We start from the raw sequence: 25,567 nt of genomic DNA, 5'->3' as shown, positions 1-25,567 counted from the left end.
CTTTTTTGTCTGGAGAATTTATTATGGCGAAAGAATTTGGTCGCCCGCAGCGCGTAGCGCAAGAAATGCAGAAAGAGATCGCCCTCATCCTGCAACGTGAAATTAAAGATCCTCGCGTGGGTGTCATGACCACCGTGTCCGGCGTGGAAATGTCCCGCGACCTGGCGTATGCCAAAGTGTTCGTGACCTTCCTGAACGATCAGGACGAAGCCGCGGTAAAAAACGGCATTAAAGCGCTGCAGGAAGCCTCTGGCTACATCCGCTCTCTGCTCGGCAAAGCGATGCGTCTGCGTATCGTGCCTGAGCTGACCTTCTTCTACGACAACTCTCTGGTCGAAGGTATGCGCATGTCTAACCTGGTGACCAGCGTGGTGAAACATGACGACGAACGTCGTGTTAACCCAACGGACGACAGCAAGGAGGACTAATGAGTCGTCCTCGTCGTCGCGGTCGCGACGTGCATGGTGTGCTGCTGCTGGATAAACCCCAGGGCGCTTCCAGCAACGACGTGCTGCAAAAAGTTAAGCGTATTTTTAACGCCAACCGTGCGGGCCACACGGGCGCGCTCGATCCGCTGGCGACCGGCATGCTGCCGATCTGCCTGGGGGAAGCGACAAAGTTTTCCCAGTACCTGCTGGACTCCGATAAGCGCTATCGGGTCATCGCCCGACTAGGCCAGCGCACGGACACCTCCGATGCCGATGGTCAGGTGGTAGAAGAGCGTCCGGTGACCTTCAGCGCGGAGCAACTTGATGCTGCGCTGGAAAGTTTCCGTGGCGACACGCTGCAGGTACCGTCAATGTATTCGGCGCTGAAGTACCAGGGTAAAAAACTGTACGAATATGCGCGCCAGGGCATTGACGTTCCTCGCGAACCCCGTCCGATTACCGTGTACGAACTGCTCTTTATTCGTCACGAAGGCGATGAGCTGGAGCTGGAAGTTCACTGTTCGAAAGGCACCTATATTCGTACCATCATTGACGACCTGGGTGAAAAGCTGGGTTGCGGTGCGCACGTGATTTACCTGCGTCGCCTGGCTGTCAGCACGTACCCGGTTGAGCGAATGGTGACCCTTGAACATCTGCGCGAGTTGGTTGAGCAGGCGGAAGCGCAGGAGATTGCGCCGGCCGATTTGCTCGATCCGCTGCTGATGCCAATGGACAGCCCGGCGGCCGATTTCCCGGTTGTTAATCTTCCTTTAACATCCTCCGTTTACTTTAAGAACGGAAACCCGGTTCGTACCACCAGTGCTCCTTCTGAAGGTCTGGTGCGCGTGACCGAGGGGGATGAAGGTAAGTTTATCGGCATGGGTGAAATGGATGGCGAAGGGCGCGTCGCGCCGCGTCGCCTGGTCGTTGAGTATCCGGTTGAAGCCTGATAGCGATAACGGCTCGCCTTGCGATAAGCAGGGGAGACGAGTAGAATATCGCGGCTTAACGTTCGGCAAATTGTTTAACATATTGCGGGACGTATACTGGGATTGCTGAATTAGAGATCGGCATCCTTACATTCTTTATATTCTGGAGTTTGAAAATGTCTCTAAGCGTTGAAGCTAAAGCTAAAATCGTTTCTGAGTTTGGTCGTGGTACTAACGACAGCGGTTCTACCGAAGTTCAGGTTGCACTGCTGACTGCACAGATTAACCACCTGCAGGGTCACTTTGCAGAGCACAAAAAAGATCACCACAGCCGTCGTGGTCTGCTGCGTATGGTTTCTCAGCGTCGTAAACTGCTCGACTACCTGAAACGTAAAGATGTTGCACGTTACTCCGCGCTGATCGAGCGTCTGGGTCTGCGTCGCTAAGTCTTGCGAGTTTCAGAAAAGGGGGCCTGATGGCCCCTTTTTTCAACCAGACGGCAGCAATTCACTGGAAACTATTGTATTGTTGCTATAAATGATCTTCATTGCAGAGGTTCGCGCGGCTAATGAGAGGCTTCACCCATGGGGGTGTTGGTTGTCATTAGTCGCGAGGATGCGAAGAAGGTCGGGTTAAATCGTCAGCACACCGGTGGTGTGCTGTCATACATTTAAGAAAGGACAGAACTTTGCTGAATCCGATCGTTCGTAAATTCCAGTATGGTCAACACACCGTCACGCTGGAAACCGGCATGATGGCACGTCAGGCTACTGCTGCCGTTATGGTAAGCATGGATGACACTGCGGTATTCGTAACCGTAGTTGGCCAGAAAAAAGCAAAACCAGGTCAGGACTTCTTCCCACTGACCGTTAACTACCAGGAGCGTACCTACGCTGCCGGTAAAATTCCGGGTGGCTTCTTCCGTCGTGAAGGCCGTCCAAGCGAAGGCGAAACCCTGATTGCGCGTCTGATTGACCGCCCGGTTCGTCCGCTGTTCCCGGAAGGCTTCGTGAACGAAGTGCAGGTTATCGCGACCGTTGTTTCCGTTAACCCACAGGTTAACCCGGATATCGTTGCGATGATCGGTGCTTCCGCGGCCCTGTCACTGTCTGGTATTCCATTCAATGGCCCAATCGGTGCTGCACGCGTTGGTTACATCAACGACCAGTACGTGCTGAACCCAACGCAGGAAGAGCTGAAAGAAAGTAAGCTGGACCTGGTTGTTGCTGGTACTGAAGCGGCTGTGCTGATGGTTGAATCCGAAGCGGAACTGCTGAGCGAAGACCAGATGCTGGGCGCGGTGGTCTTTGGCCACGATCAGCAGCAGATCGTTATTCAGAACATCAACGATCTGGTTAAAGAAGCGGGCAAACCACGTTGGGACTGGCAGCCTGAAGCCGTCAACGACGCGCTGAATGCACGCGTTGCTGCGCTGGCTGAATCTCGTCTGAGCGATGCTTATCGCATCACCGACAAACAGGAGCGTTATGCTCAGGTTGACGTGATCAAAGACGAAACTATCGCAACGCTGATTGCTGAAGACGAAACGCTGGATGCTAACGAGCTGAGCGAAATTCTGCACGCTATCGAGAAAAACGTGGTTCGTAGCCGCGTCCTGGCGGGTGAGCCGCGTATCGATGGCCGCGAAAAAGACATGATCCGTGGTCTGGACGTGCGTACTGGCGTTCTGCCACGTACTCACGGTTCTGCACTGTTCACCCGTGGCGAAACGCAGGCGCTGGTTACCGCGACCCTGGGGACAGCACGTGACGCGCAGAACATCGACGAACTGATGGGCGAGCGTACTGACAGCTTCCTGTTCCACTACAATTTCCCTCCATACTCCGTAGGTGAAACCGGTATGGTGGGTTCGCCTAAGCGTCGTGAAATTGGTCACGGTCGTCTGGCGAAGCGTGGTGTGCTGGCAGTGATGCCGGATGCTGACAAATTCCCGTACACCGTTCGTGTGGTTTCTGAAATCACCGAATCTAACGGTTCTTCTTCCATGGCTTCCGTGTGTGGCGCATCTCTGGCGCTGATGGATGCAGGCGTGCCAATCAAAGCCGCCGTTGCGGGTATCGCAATGGGCCTGGTGAAAGAAGGCGAGAACTTTGTTGTTCTGTCTGACATTCTGGGCGACGAAGACCACCTGGGCGATATGGACTTCAAAGTTGCGGGTTCCCGCGACGGTATCTCTGCGCTGCAGATGGATATCAAAATTGAAGGTATCACCAAAGAGATCATGCAGGTTGCGCTGAACCAGGCTAAAGGTGCTCGTCTGCACATCCTGGGTGTGATGGAACAGGCGATCAACGCGCCACGCGGCGACATTTCTCAGTTCGCTCCGCGTATCCACACCATCAAGATCAATCCAGACAAGATCAAAGATGTTATCGGTAAGGGCGGTTCCGTTATCCGTGCTCTGACCGAAGAGACTGGCACCACTATCGAAATCGAAGATGACGGTACGGTGAAAATTGCAGCGACCGACGGCGAGAAAGCGAAATTCGCTATTCGTCGCATCGAAGAAATTACTGCAGAAATCGAAGTGGGCCGTATCTACAATGGTAAAGTGACCCGTATCGTTGACTTTGGCGCGTTCGTTGCCATCGGTGGCGGTAAAGAAGGTCTGGTTCACATCTCTCAAATCGCTGACAAGCGCGTTGAGAAAGTGACCGATTACCTGCAGATGGGTCAGGAAGTCCCGGTTAAAGTTCTGGAAGTTGACCGCCAGGGCCGTATCCGTCTGAGCATTAAAGAAGCAACCGAGCAGTCTCAGCCGGCTGCTGCGCCAGAAGCATCGGCAGCAGAACAGCAAGGCGAGTAAGTTGCATTTGCCCTCCGCTTCGGCGGAGGGCCTATTATCAGGCAGGACGCCTTGTTAAGCCGCCGGGGGACAGGACGTTCATCCAATAGTTGTCTTCGGGAGTGGGAAATGAAGCCTTTTTTGCGCTGGTGTTTCGTTGCGACAGCTTTAACGCTGGCAGGATGCAGCAACTCTGCCTGGCGTAAGAGCGAAGTCCTCGCAGTGCCATTGCAACCGACTTTGCAGCAGGAAGTGATTCTGGCACGCATGGAACAAATTCTTGCCAGTCGGGCTTTAACCGATGACGAACGCGCACAGCTTTTATATGAGCGCGGAGTGTTGTATGATAGTCTCGGTCTGAGGGCATTAGCGCGGAATGATTTCTCACAAGCGCTGGCAATCCGACCTGATATGCCTGAAGTATTCAATTACTTAGGCATTTATTTAACGCAGGCAGGCAATTTTGATGCTGCCTATGAAGCGTTTGATTCTGTACTTGAGCTTGATCCAACTTACAACTACGCGCACTTGAATCGCGGTATCGCCCTGTATTACGGCGGTCGTGATAAGTTAGCGCAAGATGATCTGCTGGCGTTTTATCAAGACGATCCTAATGATCCTTTCCGCAGTCTGTGGTTATACATCGTTGAGCAGAAGCTCGATGAGAAGCAGGCAAAAGAAGCACTGAAACAGCGCTTCGATAAATCGGACAAGGAACAGTGGGGATGGAACATTGTCGAGTTCTACCTGGGCAACATTAGCGAAGCAACGCTGATGGAACGCCTCAAGGCGGACGCAACGGATAACACCTCGCTCGCTGAGCATCTCAGTGAAACCAACTTCTATTTAGGTAAGTACTACCTAAGTCTGGGGGATAAGGACAGCGCTACGGCACTGTTCAAATTAGCGGTTGCTAACAACGTACACAACTTCGTTGAGCACCGTTATGCATTGTTGGAATTATCGCTCTTGGGCCAGGAGCAAGACGACCTGGCAGAATCGGACCAGCAATAGCTGACGACATAAACATCAGCCCGTAATCTTTTGATTGCCATCACCTTAACTGGTGAGGGCGTTGTTGTTCGTCAATACATCTACTTTGAGCCGGTTCACACTTTTCAATGAAAATTGCTAATCATTTTCACGATGAGCTAAGTAGACTGGCCGCCATTGACATTGAGGCACTCGTACTACATGGCTGAATTCGAAACCACTTTTGCAGATCTGGGCCTGAAGGCTCCTATCCTTGAAGCCCTTACCGATCTGGGTTACGAAAAACCATCTCCGATCCAGGCAGAATGTATCCCACATCTGTTGTCTGGTCGTGACGTGCTGGGCATGGCCCAGACTGGTAGCGGCAAAACCGCAGCGTTCTCGCTGCCGCTGCTGCACAACATCGATCCGGAACTGCGTGCACCGCAGATCCTCGTCCTGGCTCCAACCCGTGAACTGGCTGTTCAGGTTGCAGAAGCTATGACTGATTTCTCTAAACATATGCGCGGCGTAAACGTGGTGGCCCTTTACGGTGGTCAGCGTTATGACGTGCAGTTACGTGCCCTGCGCCAGGGTCCACAGATTGTTGTCGGTACGCCGGGCCGTCTGCTGGATCACCTGAAGCGCGGTACTCTTGACCTCTCTAAACTGAGCGGTCTGGTACTGGATGAAGCAGATGAAATGCTGCGTATGGGCTTCATCGAAGACGTAGAAACGATTATGGCGCAGATCCCGGAAGGTCATCAGACCGCTCTGTTCTCTGCAACCATGCCAGAAGCGATTCGTCGCATTACCCGCCGCTTCATGAAAGAGCCGCAGGAAGTGCGCATTCAGTCCAGCGTGACCACTCGCCCGGACATCAGCCAGAGCTACTGGTCTGTATACGGTATGCGTAAAAACGAAGCGCTGGTTCGTTTCCTGGAAGCGGAAGATTTTGATGCGGCGATTATCTTCGTTCGTACCAAAAACGCGACCCTGGAAGTGGCTGAAGCGCTGGAGCGTAGCGGCTACAACAGCGCAGCGCTGAACGGTGACATGAACCAGGCTCTGCGTGAGCAGACGCTGGAGCGCCTGAAAGATGGTCGTCTGGATATCCTGATTGCAACCGACGTGGCAGCACGTGGTCTGGACGTTGAGCGTATCAGCCTGGTTGTGAACTACGATATTCCAATGGACTCCGAGTCCTACGTTCACCGTATCGGTCGTACCGGTCGTGCGGGTCGTGCAGGTCGTGCGCTGCTGTTCGTTGAGAACCGCGAGCGTCGTCTGCTGCGTAACATTGAACGCACCATGAAGCTGACCATTCCAGAAGCGGAACTGCCAAATGCAGAACTGCTGGGCAAACGCCGTCTGGAAAAATTCGCCGCGAAAGTACAGCAGCAGCTGGAAAGCAGCGACCTGGACCAGTATCGTGCGCTGCTGGCACAGATTCAGCCTACCGCTGAAGGCGAAGAGCTGGATATGGAAACACTGGCCGCAGCACTGCTGAAAATGGCACAGGGCGAACGTACCCTGATCGTGCCACCAGATGCACCGATGCGTCCTAAGCGTGAGTTCCGTGACCGTGATGAGCGTTTCGAACGTCGTGGCGACCGTAACGATCGTGGTCCACGTGCTGACCGTCCAGAGCGCAGTGGCGAAGAGCGTCCACGTCGTGAGCGTCGTGACGCTGGCGAAATGGAACTGTACCGCATTGAAGTGGGCCGTGATGATGGTGTTGAAGTACGTCATATCGTTGGCGCGATCGCTAACGAAGGCGACATCAGCAGCCGTTACATCGGTAACATCAAGCTGTTCGCATCTCACTCTACCATCGAGCTGCCAAAAGGCATGCCGGGCGAAGTACTGCAGCACTTTACTCGCACCCGCATCCTGAACAAGCCGATGAACATGCAGCTGATGGGCGATGCCCAGCCACGTACTGACCGTGGTGGCGAACGTCGTGGCGGTGGTCGTGGTTTCGGTGGCGAACGTCGTGAAGGCGGTCGTAGCGAAGGCAACCGCGCTGGCGCAGGCGAAGGTCGTCGTTTCTCTGGCGAGCGTCGCGAAAGCCGTGGCCCACGTCGTGAAGAAGGTACCGCTCGTCGTCGTTTCGGTGACGCGTAAGCCTTTCGTTTCTGACGTAAAGTAATCTATACAGCCCCGATAAACACTGTCGGGGCTTTTTTTATTCCTTTTGTACTCTTGTACTGGTACAGTGCTGCACATTAACATGCATAACCGCATTATTGACTGGAGAAAAGGCTGTATGGCGACACTTACCACCACCCAAACGTCACCTTCGCTGCTTGGCGGCGTGGTGATCATCGGCGGAACCATCATTGGTGCCGGGATGTTCTCCCTGCCTGTGGTTATGTCCGGTGCGTGGTTCTTCTGGTCGCTGGCGGCACTGGTGTTTACCTGGTTCTGTATGCTTCATTCCGGGCTGATGATCCTCGAAGCCAACCTGAACTACCGCATTGGCTCCAGCTTCGACACCATCACTAAAGACCTGTTAGGCAAAGGCTGGAACCTGATAAACGGCCTCTCCATTGCCTTTGTGCTCTACATCCTGACTTACGCGTACATCTCAGCGAGCGGCTCCATTCTGCATCACACATTCTCGGAGTTGTCGCTGAACGTGCCGGCAAGAGTGGCGGGCTTGTGCTTCGCGCTGGGCGTCGCGTTTATCGTCTGGATGAGCACCAAAGCGGTGAGTCGCATGACGGCGATTGTGCTGGGCGCGAAGGTGATCACCTTCTTCCTGACCTTCGGCAGCCTGCTTGGGCACGTTACGCCGGCCACGCTGTTCAACGTGGCGGAGACGAATACCGCTTACACGCCGTACCTGCTGATGACCCTGCCGTTCTGTCTGGCATCATTTGGTTACCACGGTAATGTGCCGAGCCTGATGAAGTATTACGGTAAAGATCCACGCACGATTGTGAAGTGCCTGATCTACGGCACGCTGCTGGCACTGGCGCTGTACGTGATTTGGCTGCTGGGGACGATGGGCAATATCCCGCGTCCTGAATTTATCGGCATTGCGCAGAAGGGCGGTAACATTGATGTGCTGGTACAGGCGTTGAGCGGCGTACTGAACAGCCGCAGTCTGGATCTGTTGCTGGTGGTGTTCTCTAACTTTGCCGTCGCGAGCTCTTTCCTCGGCGTGACGCTGGGCCTGTTTGACTACCTGGCCGATCTGTTTGGTTTTGATGATTCTGCTATGGGGCGCTTTAAAACCGCGCTGCTGACTTTCCTGCCACCGATTGTTGGCGGTCTGCTGTGGCCGAATGGTTTCCTCTATGCCATCGGCTATGCCGGGCTGGCGGCGACCATCTGGGCGGCGATTGTGCCTGCGCTGCTGGCACGCAAATCACGTAAACGCTTCGGCAGCCCGAAATTCCGCGTCTGGGGCGGAAAGCCGATGATTGCGCTGATTCTGGTGTTCGGTATTGGCAACGCGCTGGTGCATGTCCTGTCGAGTTTTAACCTGCTGCCGGTGTATCAGTAACATCACCTGTTACCCTCTCCCGACGGAAGAGGGTAACAAACCGCGCTAACCTGACACTTCCTCTTTCACCTGCATCGCCAGGTCAAACGAATGCAAGCGTGCCTGATGATCGAAAATCTGGCCGTTAACCATAATTTCATCCGCCTGTGTCTCACGCAGCACCGCCTCCAGCCCGTGACGCACTTTTGCCTTATCCCCCACCAGCGACATGCTCAGCGCCTGCTGAACGCCATACTGTTCGGATGCCGACCACAGCTGATGCATATTCTCCACCGGCGGCGGCAGCTGGCCGGTCTCACCGCGACGCAGCTTCACAAAAGCCTGTTGCATGGAGGTGAACAGGAATTCCGCATCGCGATTGCTGTCGGCGGCAACGATGTTGATGCACACCATCGCATACGGTTTTTCCAGACGCTCTGAAGGTTTGAAGTTTGTGCGATAGAGGTGAAGCGCCTGGTGGAGCATATCTGGCGCGAAGTGTGAGGCAAAGGCGAACGGCAGCCCCAGCTGCGCGGCAAGCTGCGCGCTGTATAGGCTGGAGCCCAGCAGCCACACCGGTATCTTCTCACCGTAGCCTGGCACCGGGCGCACGTGCGGGTTAGGGTCACGCGCGTCAAACCAGTCCACCAGTTCAGCCACATCGCGCGGGAAGTTATCGATGTCGCCGCTCATATGGCGACGCAGGGCGCGCATGGTCGGCTGGTCGCTGCCCGGCGCACGGCCAAGACCCAGGTCGATACGGCCAGGATAGAGGGTATTCAGCGTACCAAACTGCTCGGCAATCACCAGCGGGGCATGGTTCGGCAACATCACGCCACCGGAGCCAAGATGCAGCGTGGTGGTGTTCGCCGCCAGGTAACCAATCAGCACGGAGGTCGCGGCACTGGCGATACCAACCATATTGTGGTGCTCAGCCAGCCAGTAACGGTGATAACCGCGTTTTTCTGCCAGGCGAGCGAGATCGAGAGAGTGGGTAAAGGCTTCTCGTGCTGAGGACCCTTGAGGGATCGGCGCCAGATCCAGCACCGAAAACGGAATGGTTTTATCAGTCATAACAGCTCACTTTGTCGACGGTGAATCTTTTAATAGTGCATTAAAATTTAATAACCGTTGTTAACAAAGTGAGCTTTTACATTTCTTCTTCAGCCCTGTAGCACCAGCCCGGGGAGGCGTTTCCAGTAGCCGTTACAGTCGCTGTTAGCGGTTAACGGCAGCGGAGCGTCACCGTTTTCATTGGCGCGGAAGGCATCCAGCATGGCGAATACGCCCGTATCCATCGGTGACAGGCGCACCATGTCGACCAGACCGTTCATCGACGCCAGTTCATTGCCGAGGTTATACACATAGCCGCTCATGGTCTGGATACCGTTCAGGACGAACACCTGCTGATTTTCCTGCGACAGCATGCTGCGCCCGTTCGGGTACTTGATGCAGCAGGTTTCACACTCGTCTTTCGGACGGTCTTCAGAGCGGGCGGTGAAGCAGCGGGCAGAATAGGCCAGCGGCAGATGACCATAGCTCAGTACTTCCACCTCAAACTGATTGCGAATGCCCAGCGTTTCGCACTGGTTGAGCAGGTTAGCCAGCCAGTCGCGCGAGAGTTCGACCGGCATGCACCAGCGCGTCATCCCCTGTTTAAGCAGCAGGCGCAGCGTCACGGCGTTATAGCAGTTCAGCGCATGGCCTGCGACAAACGGCAGCCTGCGTTCGGCGCACATGTTCACTACGCCCAGATCGCTGGCTTCCAGCAGGAATTCACCGTTCTCTACGTAGCGTTTGAGTTCACCCAGTTCGGAGGAGGCCTGGACGAGGGCGAGCGTTGAGAGCACCACCTGTTTACCGCTTCCGGCGAGGCTTTTCGCCATATCCAGCCAGTCGCCCGCTTTGGTGGCGCGGCGCTTGCTGCATACCGCTTCACCGAGGTAAATCACATCTGCGCTGCTGGTTGCGGCCTGGTGGTAAAAATCTTCCAGCGTCTCTTTTGGCCAGTAGTAGAGCACCGGCCCTAATGAATATTTCATGATTATCTCACTGCCATTTACGGTGATACGCGCCAAGCGTGGTTTGTGTACCCTCGGACATCGCACCGAGTGTCTCCATCCACGCCGGTTGCGGTGCGTAGTTCTGCGGGTCTGCCATGCAGCGATCGATAGCCTGGCGCCAGACTTTCGCCACCTGGCTTACGTACGCCGGGCTGCGCTGGCGGCCCTCAATTTTCACCGAGGCGATATTGGCGGCCAGCAGTTCTGGCAGCAGTTCCAGCGTATTAAGGCTGGTTGGCTCTTCCAGCGCGTGGTAACGCTCGCCGTCTACCAGATAGCGGCCTTTGCACAGCGTCGGGTAACCGGCATTTTCGCCATCCTGATAGCGGTCAATCAGCACGTCGTTCAGGCGCGATTCCAGCCCCTGCGGCGTTTGTTGCCAGCGAACAAAGCGGGCGGGCGAGCAGGCCCCAACGGTATTGGGGGATTCGCCGGTTAAATAGGAAGAGAGATAGCAACGGCCTTCGGCCATGATACACAGGCTGCCAAAGGCAAAAACTTCCAGTGGTACTGGCGTGACGCGCGCGAGTTGCTTAACCTGATGAATAGAGAGCACGCGTGGCAGCACCACGCGGGCAACATCAAAGTGACGATGATAAAAACGCACCGCCTCTTCGTTAGTGGCAGATGCCTGAACGGAGACGTGACGCTCAATATGGGGATAGCGTTCTGCCGCATACTCAAGCATAGCGAGGTCGGCGAGGATCAGCGCATCGGCGCCCAGCTGTGCTGCCATATCCACCGCGCGTTGCCAACGGGCGTAGCCATCAGGATGGGCGAAGGTATTGATGGCGATATGCAGTTTGCGGCGGTGCTGGTGGACGAAGGTAACGGCTTCCTGAAGCTTTTTCTCCGTAAAGTTGAGGCCAGCAAAATGGCGGGCGTTGGTATCATCTTTCAGCCCGATATAGACCGCATCGGCCCCATTTTCGATGGCCGCCTTAAGCGCCGGAAGATTTCCGGCTGGGCAGAGCAGCTCCATAATTTATCCTGAAGTAGTCGATCGCAAATTTGTTAACGAGCTGGGATTTTAATTAACCCATACGCGACAATTTTTGATTTAAGGCAGCTAATGGCGTATTGATGGCACCAATAATGAGGTACACCTGACGACAGTTTGTTGATTTACGCCGCTATGTTGTGCTTCGGATATGGCAAAATAGCAGGACTATAGCTATCAGGGAGTAAAGCTCGTGCTGGATAAACTGCGTTCACGTCTCGTACAATTTGGTCCATCAATGCTGAGCGTGCCGGTAAAACTGACCCCGTTCGCGCTTAAACGCCAGGTGCTGGAGCAGGTGCTGAGCTGGCAATTCCGCCAGGCACTGCAGGACGGTGAGCTGGCGTTCCTGGAAGGGCGCTGGTTAAGCATTGACGTCCACGATATCGGGCTGCGCTGGTTTACCTCTGTTGAGAATGACCAACTGATCGTCCGTGAGTCCGCCGAGGCGGATGTGAGCTTTAGCGCCAGCGCCAGCGATCTGCTGATGATCGCCGCGCGTAAGCAGGATCCGGACACACTCTTCTTCCAGCGCCGACTGGTTATCGAAGGCGATACGGAACTTGGTCTGTACGTAAAGAATTTAATGGATGCCATTGAGCTGGAGCAGATGCCGAAAGCGCTGCGTGTGATGTTGATGCAAATGGCAGATTTCGTTGAGGCGGGGCTGAAAACCCCGCCGGAAAGTAAACACACTTCAGTAGGTGAGCCATGCTGATTCGAGTCGAAATTGGGATTGATGCACCGGGAATCGATGCGTTGTTACGCCGCTCTTTTGCGCGGGATGACGAAGCGCAACTGGTCCACGATCTCCGCGAAGACGGCCTGATTACGCTGGGGCTGGTTGCCACCGATGACGAAGGTCAGGTGGTGGGCTACGTTGCCTTCAGCCCGGTTACCGTTCAGGGCGAAGAGCTACAGTGGGTAGGAATGGCACCGCTGGCGGTTGATGAGCACTACCGCGGCCAGGGGCTGGCGCGCCAGCTGGTTTACGAAGGGCTGGACTCGCTCAACGAATTTGGCTATGCCGCCGTGGTGACGTTGGGGGATGCTACGTTCTATGGCCGTTTAGGCTTTGAACCGGCAGCGCATTACGATCTCCGCTGCCGCTGGCCGGGAACGGAATCCGCCTTCCAGGTGCACCGTCTGGCGGATGACGCGCTTAATGGCGTGAACGGTCTGGTTGAGTACCACGACCATTTCAATCGCTTTTAATCAGGCTCTCGCGAAGCGCCTCAAAGGAGCCGTCTCCGGTGACGAGGCGCTCTTTCTGACGCTTCGTCAGTTGCTTAATGCGGTATTCCATTCTGAGCGCCAGCGATCTGTCGCCAACGGGCGCTGAAAAGGCGAGCTGTAATTCCCCTTTCCCCCGCAGCGCTTTGGCACCTTTCCCCGTTTGATGTTGCAGAAAACGCCGCGCCACATCGGTAGTGATCCCGGTGTACAGGGCGTTATCGGCGGTACGAACAAGATAGAGAAACCAGCACACGGTAAACAGATTCAGTATGTTAAGGTGAACGCACCTTAGCATGAGAGAGAGCGAAAATGGAAACTCTGACCACCATTAACCGCTGGCTGGCAAAACAGCATGTCGTCACCTGGTGCGTGTATGACGAAGGTGAAATGTGGTGTGCAAACGCGTTTTATTACTACGATCCAGAGCGCGTCGCCTTTTATGTTCTGAGCGAGGATAAAACCCGTCATGCGCAAATGTCGGGTCCGCAGGCGAAGGTGGCGGGCACGGTGAACGGCCAGCCTAAAACGGTCGCGCTGATTCGTGGCCTGCAGTTTAAAGGGGAGATCCGCCGCCTGGACGGAGAAGAGAGCGACGCGCAGCGAAAACGCTACACGCGCCGCTTTCCGGTTGCCATTGCGCTAAAAGCTCCGGTGTGGGAAATCCGCCTTGATGAGCTGAAATTTACCGACAACACCCTGGGCTTTGGCACAAAGCTTCACTGGCTACGCGCCGAGCAGGCGTAGCGCTTCACGGTTAAACGCGGGCAGATCGTCCGGGGTCCTGCTGGTGATCAGCTGGTCTTTGTCGTTCACAACCTCCTGATCGTAAAACTCAGCCCCCGCATTTTTCAGATCGATAACGATCGGTTTCACGGCCGTGAGTTTACGCCCGCGCACGACATCTGCGCTGATGAGCAGCTGCGGACCGTGGCAGATGGCAAAGACCGGTTTGCCCGTCGAGACAAAGTCTCGCGTGAAGGTCACGAACCGTTCATCCCCACGCAGGGAATCCGGTGAATGACCGCCGGGTAACAGCAGGGCATCGAAATCTGACGGGCTGACGTTATCGATGGTTTCATCGATGGTCACGCTGGCTTCGCCCTTATGGCCTTTCACCGTTTTACCCGCCTCTTTCTCAATGGTGATGACCTCATGTCCTGCCTTGCGAAATGCCTCGGCTGGCGAGGTGAATTCTGAATCTTCAAACTCGTCGGTGATCAAGACTGCGATTTTCTTGCCCATGCTTCCTCCGTTGTTTTGGCTTCAGACAGATTTTTCTCCGCTTGTGGTAAATACTTACCTGTAACAGACTTCTAAGTGTGGTCGACGACGCTGAGTTCGCAAACGGACAATTCTGTAAAGGGGAGATGAGATGAGTCAGGTACTGATTACCGGCGCGACCGGGCTGGTGGGCGGACATCTGCTGCGGCTGCTGCTTCAGGAGCACCGGGTTAACTATATTGCCGCCCCGACGCGTCGGCCTCTCGCGGATATCTCCGGCGTCTTTAACCCCCACGACCCGCAGCTTACCGACGCACTGGCGCAGGTACAGGATCCTGTTGATATCGCCTTTTGCTGCCTCGGTACAACGCTGCGTGAAGCGGGCAGTAAAGAGGCGTTTGTGCATGCGGACTACACGCTGGTGGTCGATACGGCGCTGACGGCTAAAAAGCTGGGGGCCACACATTTTGTGGTGATCAGTTCGCTCGGTGCCAATGCCGGGTCACCTTTTTTCTACAACAAGGTGAAGGGCAAAATGGAAGAGGCGCTGATTGCCCAGAAGTGGGAGCAACTGACCATTGTTCGCCCCTCCATGCTGCTCGGGCATCGGGATGAACGCCGTTTTAACGAATCGTTTTTCGCGCCTCTGTTCCGCATCCTGCCGGGTAACTGGAAATCCATTGAGGCAGCAGACGTGGCGCGGGCGATGCTAAAAGAAGGGCTCTCGCCATCGCAGGAGGGCGTGAATATCATCCCATCGGCAAAACTGCGTGAAATCGCACAGGGCGAGGCGTAAACTCCCCCGGCTAATAACCTACTACTCTCCGGGGAATGCTATGACTGGTCAGTCTTCATCTCAGGCGGCTTCACCTGTTCAATGGTGGAAGCCCGCGCTCTTCTTTCTCGTGGTCATCATCGGCCTCTGGTATGTGAAATGGCAGCCGTACTACGGTAAAGCCTTCACGGCCGCCGAAACGCACAGTATCGGAAAATCTATTCTCGCTCAGGCTGATTCCAGCCCGCTTCAGGCGGCGTGGGATTACGCCATGGTCTATTTCCTTGCCGTCTGGAAAGCCGCGGTACTGGGCGTCCTGCTGGGCTCGCTGATTCAGGTGCTTATCCCGCGTCACTGGCTGGTGAAAACCCTCGGTCAGCCCCGCTTTCAGGGTACGCTGCTGGGGACGATTTTCTCCCTGCCGGGCATGATGTGCTCGTGCTGTGCGGCGCCTGTGGCCGCCGGGATGCGTCGTCAGCGCGTCTCAATGGGCGGTGCGCTTGCTTTCTGGATGGGGAACCCGTTGTTAAACCCGGCGACGCTGGTGTTTATGGGCTTTGTGCTGGGCTGGCATTTCGCCTTTATTCGTCTGGTGGCCGGGCTGCTGACGGTGCTGGTCGTGGCGACCCTGGTGCAACATCTGGTGAAAGACAAAACCGTAGCACCTGCGTCAGTTGATGTGGATATCAGTGAACCACAGGGCGGCTTCTTCGCGCGCTGGGGCAGGGCGCTGTGGCAACTTTTCTGGAGCACCATCCCGGTCTATATCCTGGCGGTTCTGGTGCTGGGCGCGGCGCGCGTCTGGCTGTTCCCGCATGCGGACGGGGCTATCGACAACACGCTGCTGTGGGTCGTTGCAATGGCCGTTGCCGGTTGCCTGTTCGTGATCCCAACGGCCGCTGAAATTCCCATTGTTCAGACCATGATGCTGGCCGGGATGGGCACCGCGCCTGCACTGGCGCTGCTGATTACCCTGCCTGCAATCAGCCTGCCGTCGCTTGTCATGTTGCGTAAGTCATTCCCGGCGAAAGCGCTGTGGCTGACCGCGGGGCTGGTGGCGCTGAGCGGGGTGATGGTAGGAAGTATTGCACTGGTATAAAAAAAGCCCGGTAGCGTTACCGCTTACCGGGCTTTCTGTCAGACGTTCTGGTTACTTGATGTAGGTGAAGGCGGTGGTGACGTGTTTCACGCCGCTCACTCGGCTGGCGATATCGGCCGCCGCTTTCCCTTCACGGTCGGTGACCAGACCCAGCAGGAACACTTCGCCGTTTTCCGTTGTCACTTTTACGTTTGAGGATTTCACCTGGTCCGAGCCCAGCAGCTGGGAGCGTACTTTGGTGGTGATCCAGGTATCAGACGACGCGGTACCCAGGCTGATTGGCTGCCCCTGACGGATTTCATTGAAGACTTCCGTGGTGCCCTCAACGCCCATTGCGATCTGTTTTGCGCGGCTGGAGAGTTCGGTATTCGGCGACTGGCCCGTCAGCAACACTTTGCCCTGATAGGCCGTGACGTTGATACGCGCTTCTTTCTTGATTTGTTCGTCTTTCGACAGCGCACTGTTGACGCGCAGCTCCAGCGTACCGTCATCGACCTGTGTCCCTACGGAACGCGGGTCGGTTGCCGCTTTAGTACCAACCGCGGCGGTACCCACGACAGCCGCAGCGATACATCCCTGAAGCAGTAATGCAGACATAAGGACTGCGAGGGTCGATAAAGCCTTCATAAGAACTCCTTAATCATCCTGGTGAGGGAAAAGCGTGTTATCGATCAAATCGCATAAGCAGTTCACCGTGAGCATATGCATCTCCTGAATGCGCGCGCTACGGTGAGAGGGAATGCGGATTTCCACATCCTGCGGCCCAAGCAAACCCGCCAGCTCACCACCGTCATAGCCTGTTAAGGCAACGATAGTCATGTCGCGGGTGACGGCGGCTTCAACGGCTTTGACAATGTCCCGGCTGTTGCCGCGCGTGGAGATTGCCAGCAGAACATCTCCGGCATGACCCAGGGCTCGCACCTGCTTTGCGTAAATCTCATCATGCAGACGATCGTTAGCAATCGCTGTTAAGACCACATTATCGGTATTAAGTGCAATGGCGGGTAAACTCGGTCGTTCTGTTTCAAAACGATTGATCATGCTGGCAGCAAAATGCTGTGCGTTGGCGGCTGAAGTGCCATTGCCACAACAGAGGATTTTGTTGCCGTTGAGCAGGGATTGCACCAGCGTCATGGCGGCACGAGAGATAGCGTCCGGAAGGGCTTCCGCCGCTGCAATCTGAGTCTGGATGCTTTCAGTGAAGCACACTTTAATTCTTTCGAGCACGTTATCCCTTTTAAATCTTAATTATGCGTCTTCGCCAAAAGCGTTTTTCAGCCATTCGATCGCATTGCCGGTGAAGGCTACCACATCGAACCGGCAATCCACAGTATCAAAACTCCCATTATGGCGGGCAAGCCACAAGTGGGCAGTCTGTAATAATTTATGTTGTTTGGCGAGCGTCACGCTGGCGGCAGCGCCGCCAAAACGGGAAGACTGTCGGTAGCGAACTTCTACAAACACGATGACCTCACCGTCTTTCATGATGAGGTCGATTTCGCCGCCACGTCCGCGAACGTTAGCGGCGATAAAGTGCAGTCCTTTGCCTTCAAGCCAGCGACGCGCTTTTAATTCCCACGCGTCACCGGTCTCTTTACGGCTTAACTGGCCGGGACGATTTGCCCCTGCTGGTATTTGAGCCATGATAACTTCCTGTTAATCACACAATCCTGAGTGGCCGTCAGATCGCCGGTATTGCCGTTAAGCTCAAAGCCCGGCACCTGACGCATCTGGGTAAAGTGGTTCGCCAGCGCCCAGGCATCGACACCCATGGCATACAGACGTGCCAGAGAGTAGTCGTTGCGGACGGTGCTCAGCGCCTGCTGCATCAGTGCCGGGTTGCTGCCTGCGAGCATGGGAATTTCGCTGTACTGCAGGCCGTCCATCTCCAGACGGAAATCCGGGCCGGCGGTACCTTGCGCGCTGCGTGAACTGGCGTACAGCGTTGCGCCGCTCTGGCTGCCGTTACGCATTGCAATCATCGGTTTGATGAAGGCGATTTCCTGCGGGGTGGCAACGATATACGCTGCATCCACTTTACCGCCACCGCTGATCTGCGCGTCAGTGGGTGGCGCAGGGATCGACAGACCGCCAATGGTCACACTCTGCTGCTGCGGCAGGCTTGCGCTGACCGGGCTGCCGTTGAGGGCAATGCCCGCTCCACCATTGACGCCCGCGCGCAGTTCAGACGCGGAGCCGAATTTCTGCTGCAGCACAATGCCGCCGCCCAACTTCTGCCACTCATCGGCAAAAGCATTAGCAACGCGATCCCCCAGCGTACTGCGTGGGATGAGCAACAGCGGAGCCTGTTTACCCTGCTCGTGAATATGACGCGCCGCATCGCGGGCTTCATCTTCCGGCGACAGCGCGAAGTAGCAAATATTGGCACGGTTCTGAACCTGCTCTGGCTGGTTGAGTGCCAGCACGTTCAGCGTGGTATTGCTCTTCATCAACTCTTCGACATTGTTTTTCAGCAGCGGGCCGACAACGATGCTCGCACCATCCTGTTGAACCTGCGCCAGTACCTGGTCAAGCGGCTTCGAACTGGTGTCGTAGATTTTCAGCTCAGCCCCCGGGTTCGCGCTGGTGGTGGCCACCGACGGTGTTTGCGCGACAGGTTGTGCCGTTTGTTCTGCGGGCTGGGCAGGCTGAACGTTCTGTGGTTGAGGTTGTTCAGACGCGGTGTCAGCCGCCGGGGCTGCTTGAGTCTCAGCCGGCGTGGCGGGCGGTGCAGGCTGAACGTTCTGCGGTTGAGGTTGTTCAGAAGCGGTGTCAGTCGCCGGAGCTGCTTGCGTTTCAGCCGGCGCTGGCGTTGCCGTCGTAGGGGCCGTTACCGGGTTCTGCATCGTCCCCTGTGCTGGCGTCTGCGCGGTGGTCAGGTCACTGGTTTCAGCGGCGGAAGGGCTAACCACGTCATTCACGTTTGCCGCCTGTGCCGCCTGGGTCGGCACTGCGCTGCCCGTCACTGGCGTCGTGCCGTTTTTCGCGGCTTCAAAACCTTGTTGAATAGTGCGACCGAATACCGCCGCCTGACCGTTTAAGGGCAGAAGGAGTGCAATCTTGCTGGTCGAGGCCGGCTTAAAGTTCTGCACGTTTACCAGCTGCGTCGGCAGCATTTTCGCGCCCGGATTCTGCGGGTAGCGGGTCTGCCAGTCAGTGATACCGGCTTTCAGCATCTTCGGATCGTTGCGGTTGTTAAACCACATCTGCTGCAGATCCAGCCAGCCCTGCAGGACGTTTTCATCTGCATTGATCACCAGTGCACGCGCCTGTTCCTGCGTCATAGAGGCCAGCGCCTGCCACGTGGCATCGATATTTTTCTGCTTATCAGCTCCGCCGAGCAGAGGCTCCTGGGCGATCAGCGCACGGAGCAGCGTCAGGGAAGGGCGGCCCTGTTCAGCGGTAATGCCCGCCTGCCAGAAGCGAGCCTGCTGATTTTTGTCCAGTGCGCTCACGTCGATATCCCCGAGGATCTTTTTCGCGGCATCGTAATCTTTCAGCGCGACTTTCAGCTCGGCAGAGAGCAGGCTCTGCTCACGACGCTGAACATCATTCAGATCTTTTGGCAACTGGTTGAACAATTCGGCAGCCTGCTGGGTTTTACCCTCTTTCAGCAGTGCACGAATGGCGAGTAATTGCCAGTTGGTCTTGGTATCATTTGAGCTCTGCGACATTTGTTGCAGATAAAAGCCAGAGTCAGCCTGAGCAGAACCCTGCAAATGGGCGGTGCTCTGGTCGGGTGCCTGGGTGCCACAGCCTGCAAAGATCAGGGCTGCCAGCAGGAGCGGCACGCTGCGCGTGGCTTTTTTTCGAAGAAACGTTAACGGTACCATACTGTATCCAGTGATTTTTTTACGCAATGCTCAATATTAAATCGGCAATACGGACGAAACAATGAAACAACACGAAACGGCAGATAATTCTCAAGGCCAGCTCTATATTGTACCTACTCCTATCGGGAATTTATCTGATATTACCCAACGTGCGCTTACCGTATTGCAGGCTGTTGATTTAATTGCCGCTGAAGATACCCGACACACAGGATTACTGCTCCAGCACTTCGCCATTAGCGCGCGTTTGTTCGCGTTACACGATCACAATGAGCAACAAAAAGCCGAAACGCTGGTGGCGAAGCTGAAAGAGGGGCAGAACATTGCCCTGGTCTCCGATGCGGGTACGCCGCTGATTAACGACCCCGGCTACCATCTGGTGCGTACCTGCCGTGAAGCCGGGATCCGCGTGGTGCCGCTGCCTGGCCCATGTGCGGCTATCGCGGCGCTGAGCGCTGCGGGTCTGCCTTCCGACCGCTTCTGCTATGAAGGTTTCCTGCCTGCCAAATCCAAAGGCCGCCGCGACGTGTTAAAAGCGCTGGAAGCTGAACCGCGCACCCTGATTTTCTACGAATCTACGCATCGCCTGCTGGAAAGCCTGGAAGATATGGTGACCGTCTGGGGGGAAGCCCGCTACGTGGTGCTGGCACGCGAGCTGACCAAAACCTGGGAAACCATTCACGGCGCACCGGTAGGAGAACTGCTGGCGTGGGTGAAGGAAGACGAAAACCGCCGCAAGGGCGAGATGGTGCTGATTGTCGAAGGACATAAGGCGCAGGAGGACGCATTGCCTGCCGATGCGCTTCGTACACTTGCGCTGCTGCAGGCTGAACTGCCGCTCAAGAAAGCGGCTGCGCTGGCGGCAGAGATCCACGGCGTGAAGAAAAACGCACTGTATAAATATGCGCTGGAGCAGCAGGGGTAATATATCGGCCCGGCAATCACGCCGGGCCAGTTAATTTTACTTCGCGGGAATGGCCTCGTACACCAGCGTTTCCAGCGGCTGCAGCGTAATCACCACGGCCTTTTGATACTCTCCTGGTACGGTTGTGTTACTGCCGTACACGGCGTTCAGACTGAACTGCGCCATGTCCCCTGTCGGGATTTCAAAGTCTTTTGCCAAATCCAGATAATAGCTTTGCGGTTTATCCGACGGGTTTCGCAAGCCCAGAATGGCTTTGTCTTTGCTCCAGGAGGCCCACCCGTAAACCTCAAGCGCCGTCGGGTCGCCACCGATCCAATGCGTATCCACCAGCACGCTGGCGTTATTTCGCGCCCATTTTGCTGCCTGCGCCAGGGTGTCCCATTTCGTCTTATTCAGCATTGATGGCGTGATATATAACTCCTGCAGTTGCGTCCCTGTGGCGAAGTAGCTCCAGACCTGATCGGCAAAATCGCTGTCCGTTTGCACCTTCTCCAGTCCGTAATAGGCATTTTCCGCGCTGACTATCCCGTGGTACATCAGCGAGTTCAGCGGGAACAGTGGGCCTTTACGCACAATAGAGCGGTATGTTTCAGCATCGCGGTAGGTCATCCACTGCTGTACCGGCGTGCCGGGGCCGTAAAGGTTGATGTCATCCCCCTGACGCCAGATGGAGTCGGCATAGAACAGCCAGGACGGGCTGGCGTCGGTACCGGTTGTCAGGTTGATAAACAGATTGGGGTTTGCGCTGCGCATGTTATGCAGCAGGGCGATAGACGCATCAAAATCGGACGCGAACTGGCTGCCAGTAATATGCGAGTTGGCATTGCCCATCCCGTCGAGCTTAAACGAGGTGATATGTTCGTTTTTAATCAGCTTGATGATCTGCTCATTGAAGTTTTTGAAGTAGCGCGGTCCCGAGAGAGCCAGCTTCCCGTCTACCGTTTCGAAGCCGTACTCTTTGGCGTGGGAGACGCGAATATCGCGCGGCTTATTATAACCTCCCCACGGTGAGAGCCACAGCCCGACGGAGCTGTGCAGACTGTCCGCTTTTTCCCTGACCTTACCAAAGCCGTGGCTGAAGGCCGGGCCAAACAGCCAGCGTCCGGTACGATCGTCCCAGCCATCGTCCAGCAGGAACGCATCCAGCGCCACGCCGCGTCCGGTGATAAATTCTTTATTCCACTCATCCATCCGCCCCAGCACATCCTGTTCGGTGTAGGGGTTAAAGAAGCCGATATCCATCCAGCTGTTGTAGTGCAGATAGGGTTTGTACGCCCGTGGGCGCACGGCGTCGATAAACTGGTTTACGCTACGGCGCAGCTGGCTGGTTTCCGGGAACGTGCCAAAGTAGGTGGTAAAGCTGACCGGTGCGTCAGGCTGAACCGGCGTTTTCAGCTCCACGTTCAGATTGGTCGTCGCTTCATAGGCATACGTATTAACGATTGGCTTATCCGGCAGGATAAAGAACGAATCAGCAATAATGGGCGAGCTGTTGATGGCGCCATCAACGTACGGTGCCTGAGACTGTTTTTTCGTCGGGAAGAAGGTGATTTTCGCCACCTCTCGCGGCTGGCCGACGGCCGCAATGGTGTAATCAATACTGGCATATTTTCCCTTCACCAGATTCAGCTTCACCGTCACGTTAAAATCCGGACGGGTGAAATCAATGACAATCGCGTTGTCCTGTTTTTCTACATGCTTAATTGTAAAATCTGCGGTGTGAATTTTGGTCTCATCCGGCAGGGTCAGAAAGAACAGCTCCTGCGGCGTGAGCGGATGGTTAGCCGTTTTGTCTTTCACTACCACCGTTGAACTGGCGTCATCAAACGAGAGGGCAATGGAGTCGTTATCAAGCGCGTATTGCGCTGCCGCCGCGCCATGAGAAACACACAAGGCAAGCATCGAGAGTGTGAGCACTTTTTTCATCAGGGTAAGATCCTTATTAGTAATGCTTCAGCATTCGGGTGATGGACTGCTCCAGCCAGTAGCGCTGGGTGCCGAAATTAATGCGCAGGTAGTGTTCGCCGTTTTGGACGTAGTGGCTGCCATCTTCGAGGACGACGCCAGCCTGATGGGCGAAATGTCGGGTCAATTCAGTGGCGCTACGTTCATCTGCGCTGACGTCAACCCAGGCCAGATACGATGATTCCGGGTTCATCATTTTCCAGGCCGGGAAGTGGGTATGGATGGCCTCTGCCAGATAGCAAGCGTTACGGCGCAGATAGCCGTTCAGCGCGTCGAGCCACGGCAAACCATGCTGGTAGGCAAGAATAATTCCCCATATCCCGAATATATTGGGTGAGGTGATGGCGTTCTTCTCAAGCTGGTGGCGAAAGCGCTGGCGCAGGGTGGCATCCGGAATGATGGCGTAGGAGGTTTTCAGCCCGCCAAGGTTGAACGCTTTATTCGGGGAGGTCAGCAGGATCAGATTGTCCTGCGCCGCGCAGCCGGATGCCAGACAGCTGACGAAATGACCGTCCAGAATATGTTCGGCGTGGACCTCATCAACCACCAGAAGGGTGCCGTAGCGTTGACAGAGGTCTGACACCTGGCGTATCTCATCGGCGTGCCAGATCCTGCCGGAAGGGTTATGCGGCGAGCAGAAGAACCACAGTTTTGGACGGTGCGTTCTGAGCTGTTCTTCCACCAGATTAAAATCAAGCTGGTAGCGATTTTCCCTCACGCACAGTGGGTTTGCCAGTATCGCTACCCCCTGACGCTGGGCGGCCATGGCAAACGGATCGTACACCGGTGTGTTCATCATCACCGTGTCGCCAGGTTTACAAAACGCCTGAACCGTATAATGCAGCGTGGAGACAGTACCGTACGTCAGCGTGATCCACGATTTATCGACGTCAACCTGATGACGTTCGCGCTGGAAGGCGATAACCGCATCGTAAAATTCGTCAAAGCACCAGGTGTAGCCGAAGGTGCCATGCTCCACGATGCGCTGGAAACCTTCTGTCACGGCAGGTGGGGAGGTGAAATCCATATCGGCAATCCACAGCGGGATAAAACCTTCAGGCACATCACCAAAGCGCGAGCGGACAAAGGCGTGATCCCATTTTCGACACCGGTCGCTTTTACGCTCAATGATTTCGTCAAAATTAAACACCACAACCCCCTGTTAAATTAAGGCTTCAATGCCGGTTTTTACGCTTTGCACCTGCGGGCCGATGATCACCTGGACGCTGTGGGCATCCAGCACCACAACCGACAATGCACCGGCCTCTTTTAACGCCTGCTGGTCGATCAGACTCATGTCTTTCACCACCAGACGCAGCCGGGTAATGCAATTATCAAGCGACTCGATGTTCTCTTTACCGCCGAGCGCACGCAGGATAAGCCCATGATCGTATTTCGATTTTCCGCGTGCCCGGGTATTGGCCTCGACGGCCTGCTGTGCACCCTGGGTGTCCACTTCACGGCCCGGCGTTTTAATATCGTGTTTGAGGATGTACCAGCGGAAGACGAAGAAGTAGAGGGCAAACCAGGCAATGCCTACCGGGAATACCAGATACCATTTGGTCGACATCCCTTGCATGACCCCGAAGATAAGCAGGTCCAGAATGCCGCCGTCGGTGTTGCCGATGGTCACCCCCAGCAGAGCCATGACCATCAGCGCCAGGCCCGACATCACAATATGGAAGGCGTAAAGGGCAGGGGCGATAAACAAGAACAGGAATTCAATTGGCTCGGAGATCCCGGTGACGACGGAGACCAGCACGCCGGAGAGCAGCAGGCCTTTAATCACCGGGCGGTTTTCCGGGCGGGCCGTGCGATAGATGGCGTATGCCACTGCCGGTAAGCCGAAGATAAAGGTCGGCATAAAGCCCTGCGACAGGAACGCGGTAACGTGCGGGCTGAACGGCAGACCCGCTTTCAGTTCGGCGTAGAAAATGTTCAGCGCCCCGGCGACTTCATGACCATTGACCATCTCAATACCGCCCGCGGGCGTGAAGCGCACCATCGCCAGCAAAATATGGTGCAGGCCAAAGGGTTTGAGCAGTAGTACCCCTACGCCGTAGAGGAACGGACCGAACACGCTGGTGCTCTGGATAATATGGCCAATCCCGGTAATGCCCAGCGCAACATACTCCCACAGCAGGGGAATAAACAGCCCCACCAGTGAGAGGGTGAGGGCGGTGATAATCGGCACAAAACGAATGCCGCTAAAGAAGGCGAACGCGTCGTGTAAAACGGTGTCCTGAAAACGTTCGTGCAGGAAAAAGGTTATGACCCCAACCACGATACCGCCCAGCACACCCATCTCCAGGGTTTGAATGCCCAGCACCATCGATTGCCCGACTTGTCTCATGGAGGCGGCATCGGCAAGCTGGTGGGTCGCAATCAGGTAATAATTGATGCTCATGTTCATCAGCATATAGCCAACAAACCCGGCAAAAGCGCCCACTGCTTTGTTGCGTCTGGCCAGCCCCATTGGGATCGCCATGGCAAACATGAGGGGAAGATAGGTAAAGGCGAAGCCGCCAACCATGGCAATAAAGCCAAAGGTGAGCTGAGTTAATTCGCCGCCCAGAAAGGGGAAACTTTTGAGGGTGGAGGGGCTGGTAACAGAACTACCGATACCCAGCAATAACCCCATAAAGGCCAGAAGGGAGACCGGGAACATAAAGGTCTTTCCCAGGCTCTGAAAAAACTCCCACGCTTTCGATTTAAACGACTTTTCCTGTGTCATGTAGGGACTCCTCGGAATTATTTATCGTAATGGAAGGCGCTGTCTGGCTTAAGGACGCGCCTTCATATTTGCGAGGCTTATAGTTATTTTT

The 25,567-nt window shown here is 55.6% G+C and carries 26 protein-coding genes; 14 read left to right on the top strand and 12 right to left on the bottom strand.

Annotated elements, in window-relative coordinates:
* Positions 1-23 precede the first annotated feature (23 nt).
* The 8 genes from rbfA to mtr all read left to right on the top strand — a co-directional run bounded on the left by rbfA (position 24) and on the right by mtr (position 8,649).
* Positions 24-428 carry a 30S ribosome-binding factor RbfA gene (gene rbfA, locus AM379_RS05065; RefSeq protein ID WP_014171783.1) on the top strand — a complete coding sequence of 135 codons (405 nt, stop codon included), beginning with the start codon at positions 24-26 and terminating at the stop codon, positions 426-428.
* Positions 428-1,378, top strand: coding sequence for a tRNA pseudouridine(55) synthase TruB (gene truB / locus AM379_RS05060; RefSeq protein ID WP_014171782.1), 951 nt, complete (start codon positions 428-430; stop codon positions 1,376-1,378). Before rbfA ends, truB begins: the two co-directional genes overlap by 1 nt.
* Before the next feature lie 155 nt (positions 1,379-1,533).
* Positions 1,534-1,803 (top strand): 30S ribosomal protein S15, encoded by a 270-nt coding sequence (gene rpsO / locus AM379_RS05055; RefSeq protein WP_013098914.1) that lies wholly within the window; start codon positions 1,534-1,536, stop codon positions 1,801-1,803.
* 242 nt (positions 1,804-2,045) lie between these two features.
* Positions 2,046-4,184, top strand: a complete 2,139-nt coding sequence (gene pnp / locus AM379_RS05050) for a polyribonucleotide nucleotidyltransferase (protein WP_014171780.1) — start codon at positions 2,046-2,048, stop codon at positions 4,182-4,184.
* A 108-nt stretch (positions 4,185-4,292) separates the two neighbouring features.
* Positions 4,293-5,177: a lipoprotein NlpI gene (gene nlpI, locus AM379_RS05045; protein WP_013098912.1), complete on the top strand. Its 885-nt coding sequence runs from the start codon at positions 4,293-4,295 to the stop codon at positions 5,175-5,177.
* A 107-nt stretch (positions 5,178-5,284) separates the two neighbouring features.
* Entirely contained in the window at positions 5,285-5,365 is an 81-nt protein-coding gene (gene yrbN / locus AM379_RS24600; protein WP_100122156.1) for a protein YrbN, read from the top strand.
* Positions 5,358-7,262, top strand: a complete 1,905-nt coding sequence (locus AM379_RS05035; protein WP_020883539.1) for a DEAD/DEAH family ATP-dependent RNA helicase — start codon at positions 5,358-5,360, stop codon at positions 7,260-7,262. Before yrbN ends, AM379_RS05035 begins: the two co-directional genes overlap by 8 nt.
* A 142-nt stretch (positions 7,263-7,404) precedes the next feature.
* Positions 7,405-8,649 (top strand): tryptophan permease, encoded by a 1,245-nt coding sequence (gene mtr / locus AM379_RS05030; protein ID WP_025202927.1) that lies wholly within the window; start codon positions 7,405-7,407, stop codon positions 8,647-8,649.
* A 45-nt stretch (positions 8,650-8,694) separates the two neighbouring features.
* On the opposite strand, the gene AM379_RS05025 is transcribed toward mtr, so the two are convergent.
* The 3 genes from AM379_RS05025 to ubiU form a co-directional block, all read right to left on the bottom strand.
* Positions 8,695-9,702, bottom strand: coding sequence for a luciferase-like monooxygenase (locus AM379_RS05025; protein ID WP_032679044.1), 1,008 nt, complete (start codon positions 9,700-9,702; stop codon positions 8,695-8,697).
* 89 nt (positions 9,703-9,791) lie between these two features.
* Entirely contained in the window at positions 9,792-10,670 is an 879-nt protein-coding gene (locus tag AM379_RS05020) for a U32 family peptidase (protein ID WP_068795050.1), read from the bottom strand.
* Between the two features lie 7 nt (positions 10,671-10,677).
* Positions 10,678-11,673, bottom strand: coding sequence for a ubiquinone anaerobic biosynthesis protein UbiU (gene ubiU / locus AM379_RS05015; RefSeq protein WP_020883543.1), 996 nt, complete (start codon positions 11,671-11,673; stop codon positions 10,678-10,680).
* Positions 11,674-11,884: 211 nt separating this feature from the next.
* On the opposite strand from ubiU, the gene ubiT reads away from it, so the two are divergent.
* On the top strand, positions 11,885-12,409 hold the full coding sequence (gene ubiT, locus AM379_RS05010) for a ubiquinone anaerobic biosynthesis accessory factor UbiT (RefSeq protein ID WP_106503521.1): 525 nt from the start codon (positions 11,885-11,887) through the stop codon (positions 12,407-12,409).
* Entirely contained in the window at positions 12,403-12,906 is a 504-nt protein-coding gene (locus AM379_RS05005; RefSeq protein WP_020883545.1) for a GNAT family N-acetyltransferase, read from the top strand. Before ubiT ends, AM379_RS05005 begins: the two co-directional genes overlap by 7 nt.
* Here AM379_RS05005 and AM379_RS05000 read toward each other — a convergent pair.
* The gene (locus tag AM379_RS05000) at positions 12,893-13,222 is read right to left on the bottom strand and encodes a GIY-YIG nuclease family protein (protein WP_014171769.1); all 330 of its coding nucleotides are present in this window, start codon (positions 13,220-13,222) and stop codon (positions 12,893-12,895) included. The two genes, AM379_RS05005 and AM379_RS05000, sit on opposite strands and share 14 nt — an antisense overlap.
* A 14-nt stretch (positions 13,223-13,236) precedes the next feature.
* Between AM379_RS05000 and AM379_RS04995 the strand changes: the two genes are divergently transcribed.
* A complete protein-coding gene (locus AM379_RS04995; protein ID WP_020883546.1) occupies positions 13,237-13,671 on the top strand; it encodes a YhbP family protein in 435 nt (144 codons plus the stop codon).
* Here AM379_RS04995 and AM379_RS04990 read toward each other — a convergent pair.
* Positions 13,651-14,169, bottom strand: coding sequence for a type 1 glutamine amidotransferase domain-containing protein (locus AM379_RS04990; RefSeq protein ID WP_014171767.1), 519 nt, complete (start codon positions 14,167-14,169; stop codon positions 13,651-13,653). The genes AM379_RS04995 and AM379_RS04990 overlap by 21 nt on opposite strands.
* A 130-nt stretch (positions 14,170-14,299) precedes the next feature.
* Between AM379_RS04990 and AM379_RS04985 the strand changes: the two genes are divergently transcribed.
* Together AM379_RS04985 and AM379_RS04980 are read left to right on the top strand one after the other, a co-directional pair.
* Positions 14,300-14,944, top strand: coding sequence for an NAD(P)H-binding protein (locus AM379_RS04985; RefSeq protein WP_020883547.1), 645 nt, complete (start codon positions 14,300-14,302; stop codon positions 14,942-14,944).
* Positions 14,945-14,984: 40 nt separating this feature from the next.
* Entirely contained in the window at positions 14,985-16,022 is a 1,038-nt protein-coding gene (locus AM379_RS04980) for a permease (RefSeq protein WP_032680201.1), read from the top strand.
* 51 nt (positions 16,023-16,073) lie between these two features.
* On the opposite strand, the gene dolP is transcribed toward AM379_RS04980, so the two are convergent.
* The 4 genes from dolP to AM379_RS04960 are packed head-to-tail and all read right to left on the bottom strand — an operon-like array spanning position 16,074 to position 19,855.
* A complete protein-coding gene (gene dolP, locus AM379_RS04975) occupies positions 16,074-16,649 on the bottom strand; it encodes a division/outer membrane stress-associated lipid-binding lipoprotein (protein WP_014171764.1) in 576 nt (191 codons plus the stop codon).
* A 9-nt stretch (positions 16,650-16,658) separates the two neighbouring features.
* Positions 16,659-17,249, bottom strand: a complete 591-nt coding sequence (gene diaA, locus AM379_RS04970) for a DnaA initiator-associating protein DiaA (RefSeq protein WP_003861754.1) — start codon at positions 17,247-17,249, stop codon at positions 16,659-16,661.
* Positions 17,250-17,270: 21 nt separating this feature from the next.
* Positions 17,271-17,666, bottom strand: a complete 396-nt coding sequence (locus AM379_RS04965; RefSeq protein WP_040018755.1) for a YraN family protein — start codon at positions 17,664-17,666, stop codon at positions 17,271-17,273.
* Positions 17,624-19,855 (bottom strand): penicillin-binding protein activator, encoded by a 2,232-nt coding sequence (locus AM379_RS04960; protein WP_063934257.1) that lies wholly within the window; start codon positions 19,853-19,855, stop codon positions 17,624-17,626. The genes AM379_RS04965 and AM379_RS04960 overlap by 43 nt, the downstream gene beginning before the upstream one ends.
* Positions 19,856-19,916: 61 nt before the next feature.
* On the opposite strand from AM379_RS04960, the gene rsmI reads away from it, so the two are divergent.
* A complete protein-coding gene (rsmI, locus tag AM379_RS04955) occupies positions 19,917-20,777 on the top strand; it encodes a 16S rRNA (cytidine(1402)-2'-O)-methyltransferase (RefSeq protein ID WP_014171761.1) in 861 nt (286 codons plus the stop codon).
* Between the two features lie 36 nt (positions 20,778-20,813).
* Here rsmI and AM379_RS04950 read toward each other — a convergent pair whose 3' ends face one another.
* Genes AM379_RS04950 through malX form a run of 3 tightly spaced genes read right to left on the bottom strand, consistent with a single transcriptional unit; the run spans position 20,814 to position 25,476 of the window.
* The gene (locus tag AM379_RS04950) at positions 20,814-22,703 is read right to left on the bottom strand and encodes an enterotoxin (protein WP_106503520.1); all 1,890 of its coding nucleotides are present in this window, start codon (positions 22,701-22,703) and stop codon (positions 20,814-20,816) included.
* Positions 22,704-22,719: 16 nt separating this feature from the next.
* A complete protein-coding gene (locus AM379_RS04945; RefSeq protein WP_106503519.1) occupies positions 22,720-23,892 on the bottom strand; it encodes a MalY/PatB family protein in 1,173 nt (390 codons plus the stop codon).
* Between the two features lie 12 nt (positions 23,893-23,904).
* A complete protein-coding gene (gene malX, locus AM379_RS04940; protein ID WP_020883553.1) occupies positions 23,905-25,476 on the bottom strand; it encodes a maltose/glucose-specific PTS transporter subunit IIBC in 1,572 nt (523 codons plus the stop codon).
* Positions 25,477-25,567 lie beyond the last annotated feature (91 nt).

The sequence above is a fragment of the Enterobacter cloacae complex sp. FDA-CDC-AR_0132 genome (genome assembly GCF_003010695.1).
GTDB lineage: Bacteria > Pseudomonadota > Gammaproteobacteria > Enterobacterales > Enterobacteriaceae > Enterobacter > Enterobacter ludwigii.
Note: the sequence above shows the minus strand (reverse complement) of the source record. Positions and strands in the feature narration are given on the sequence as shown.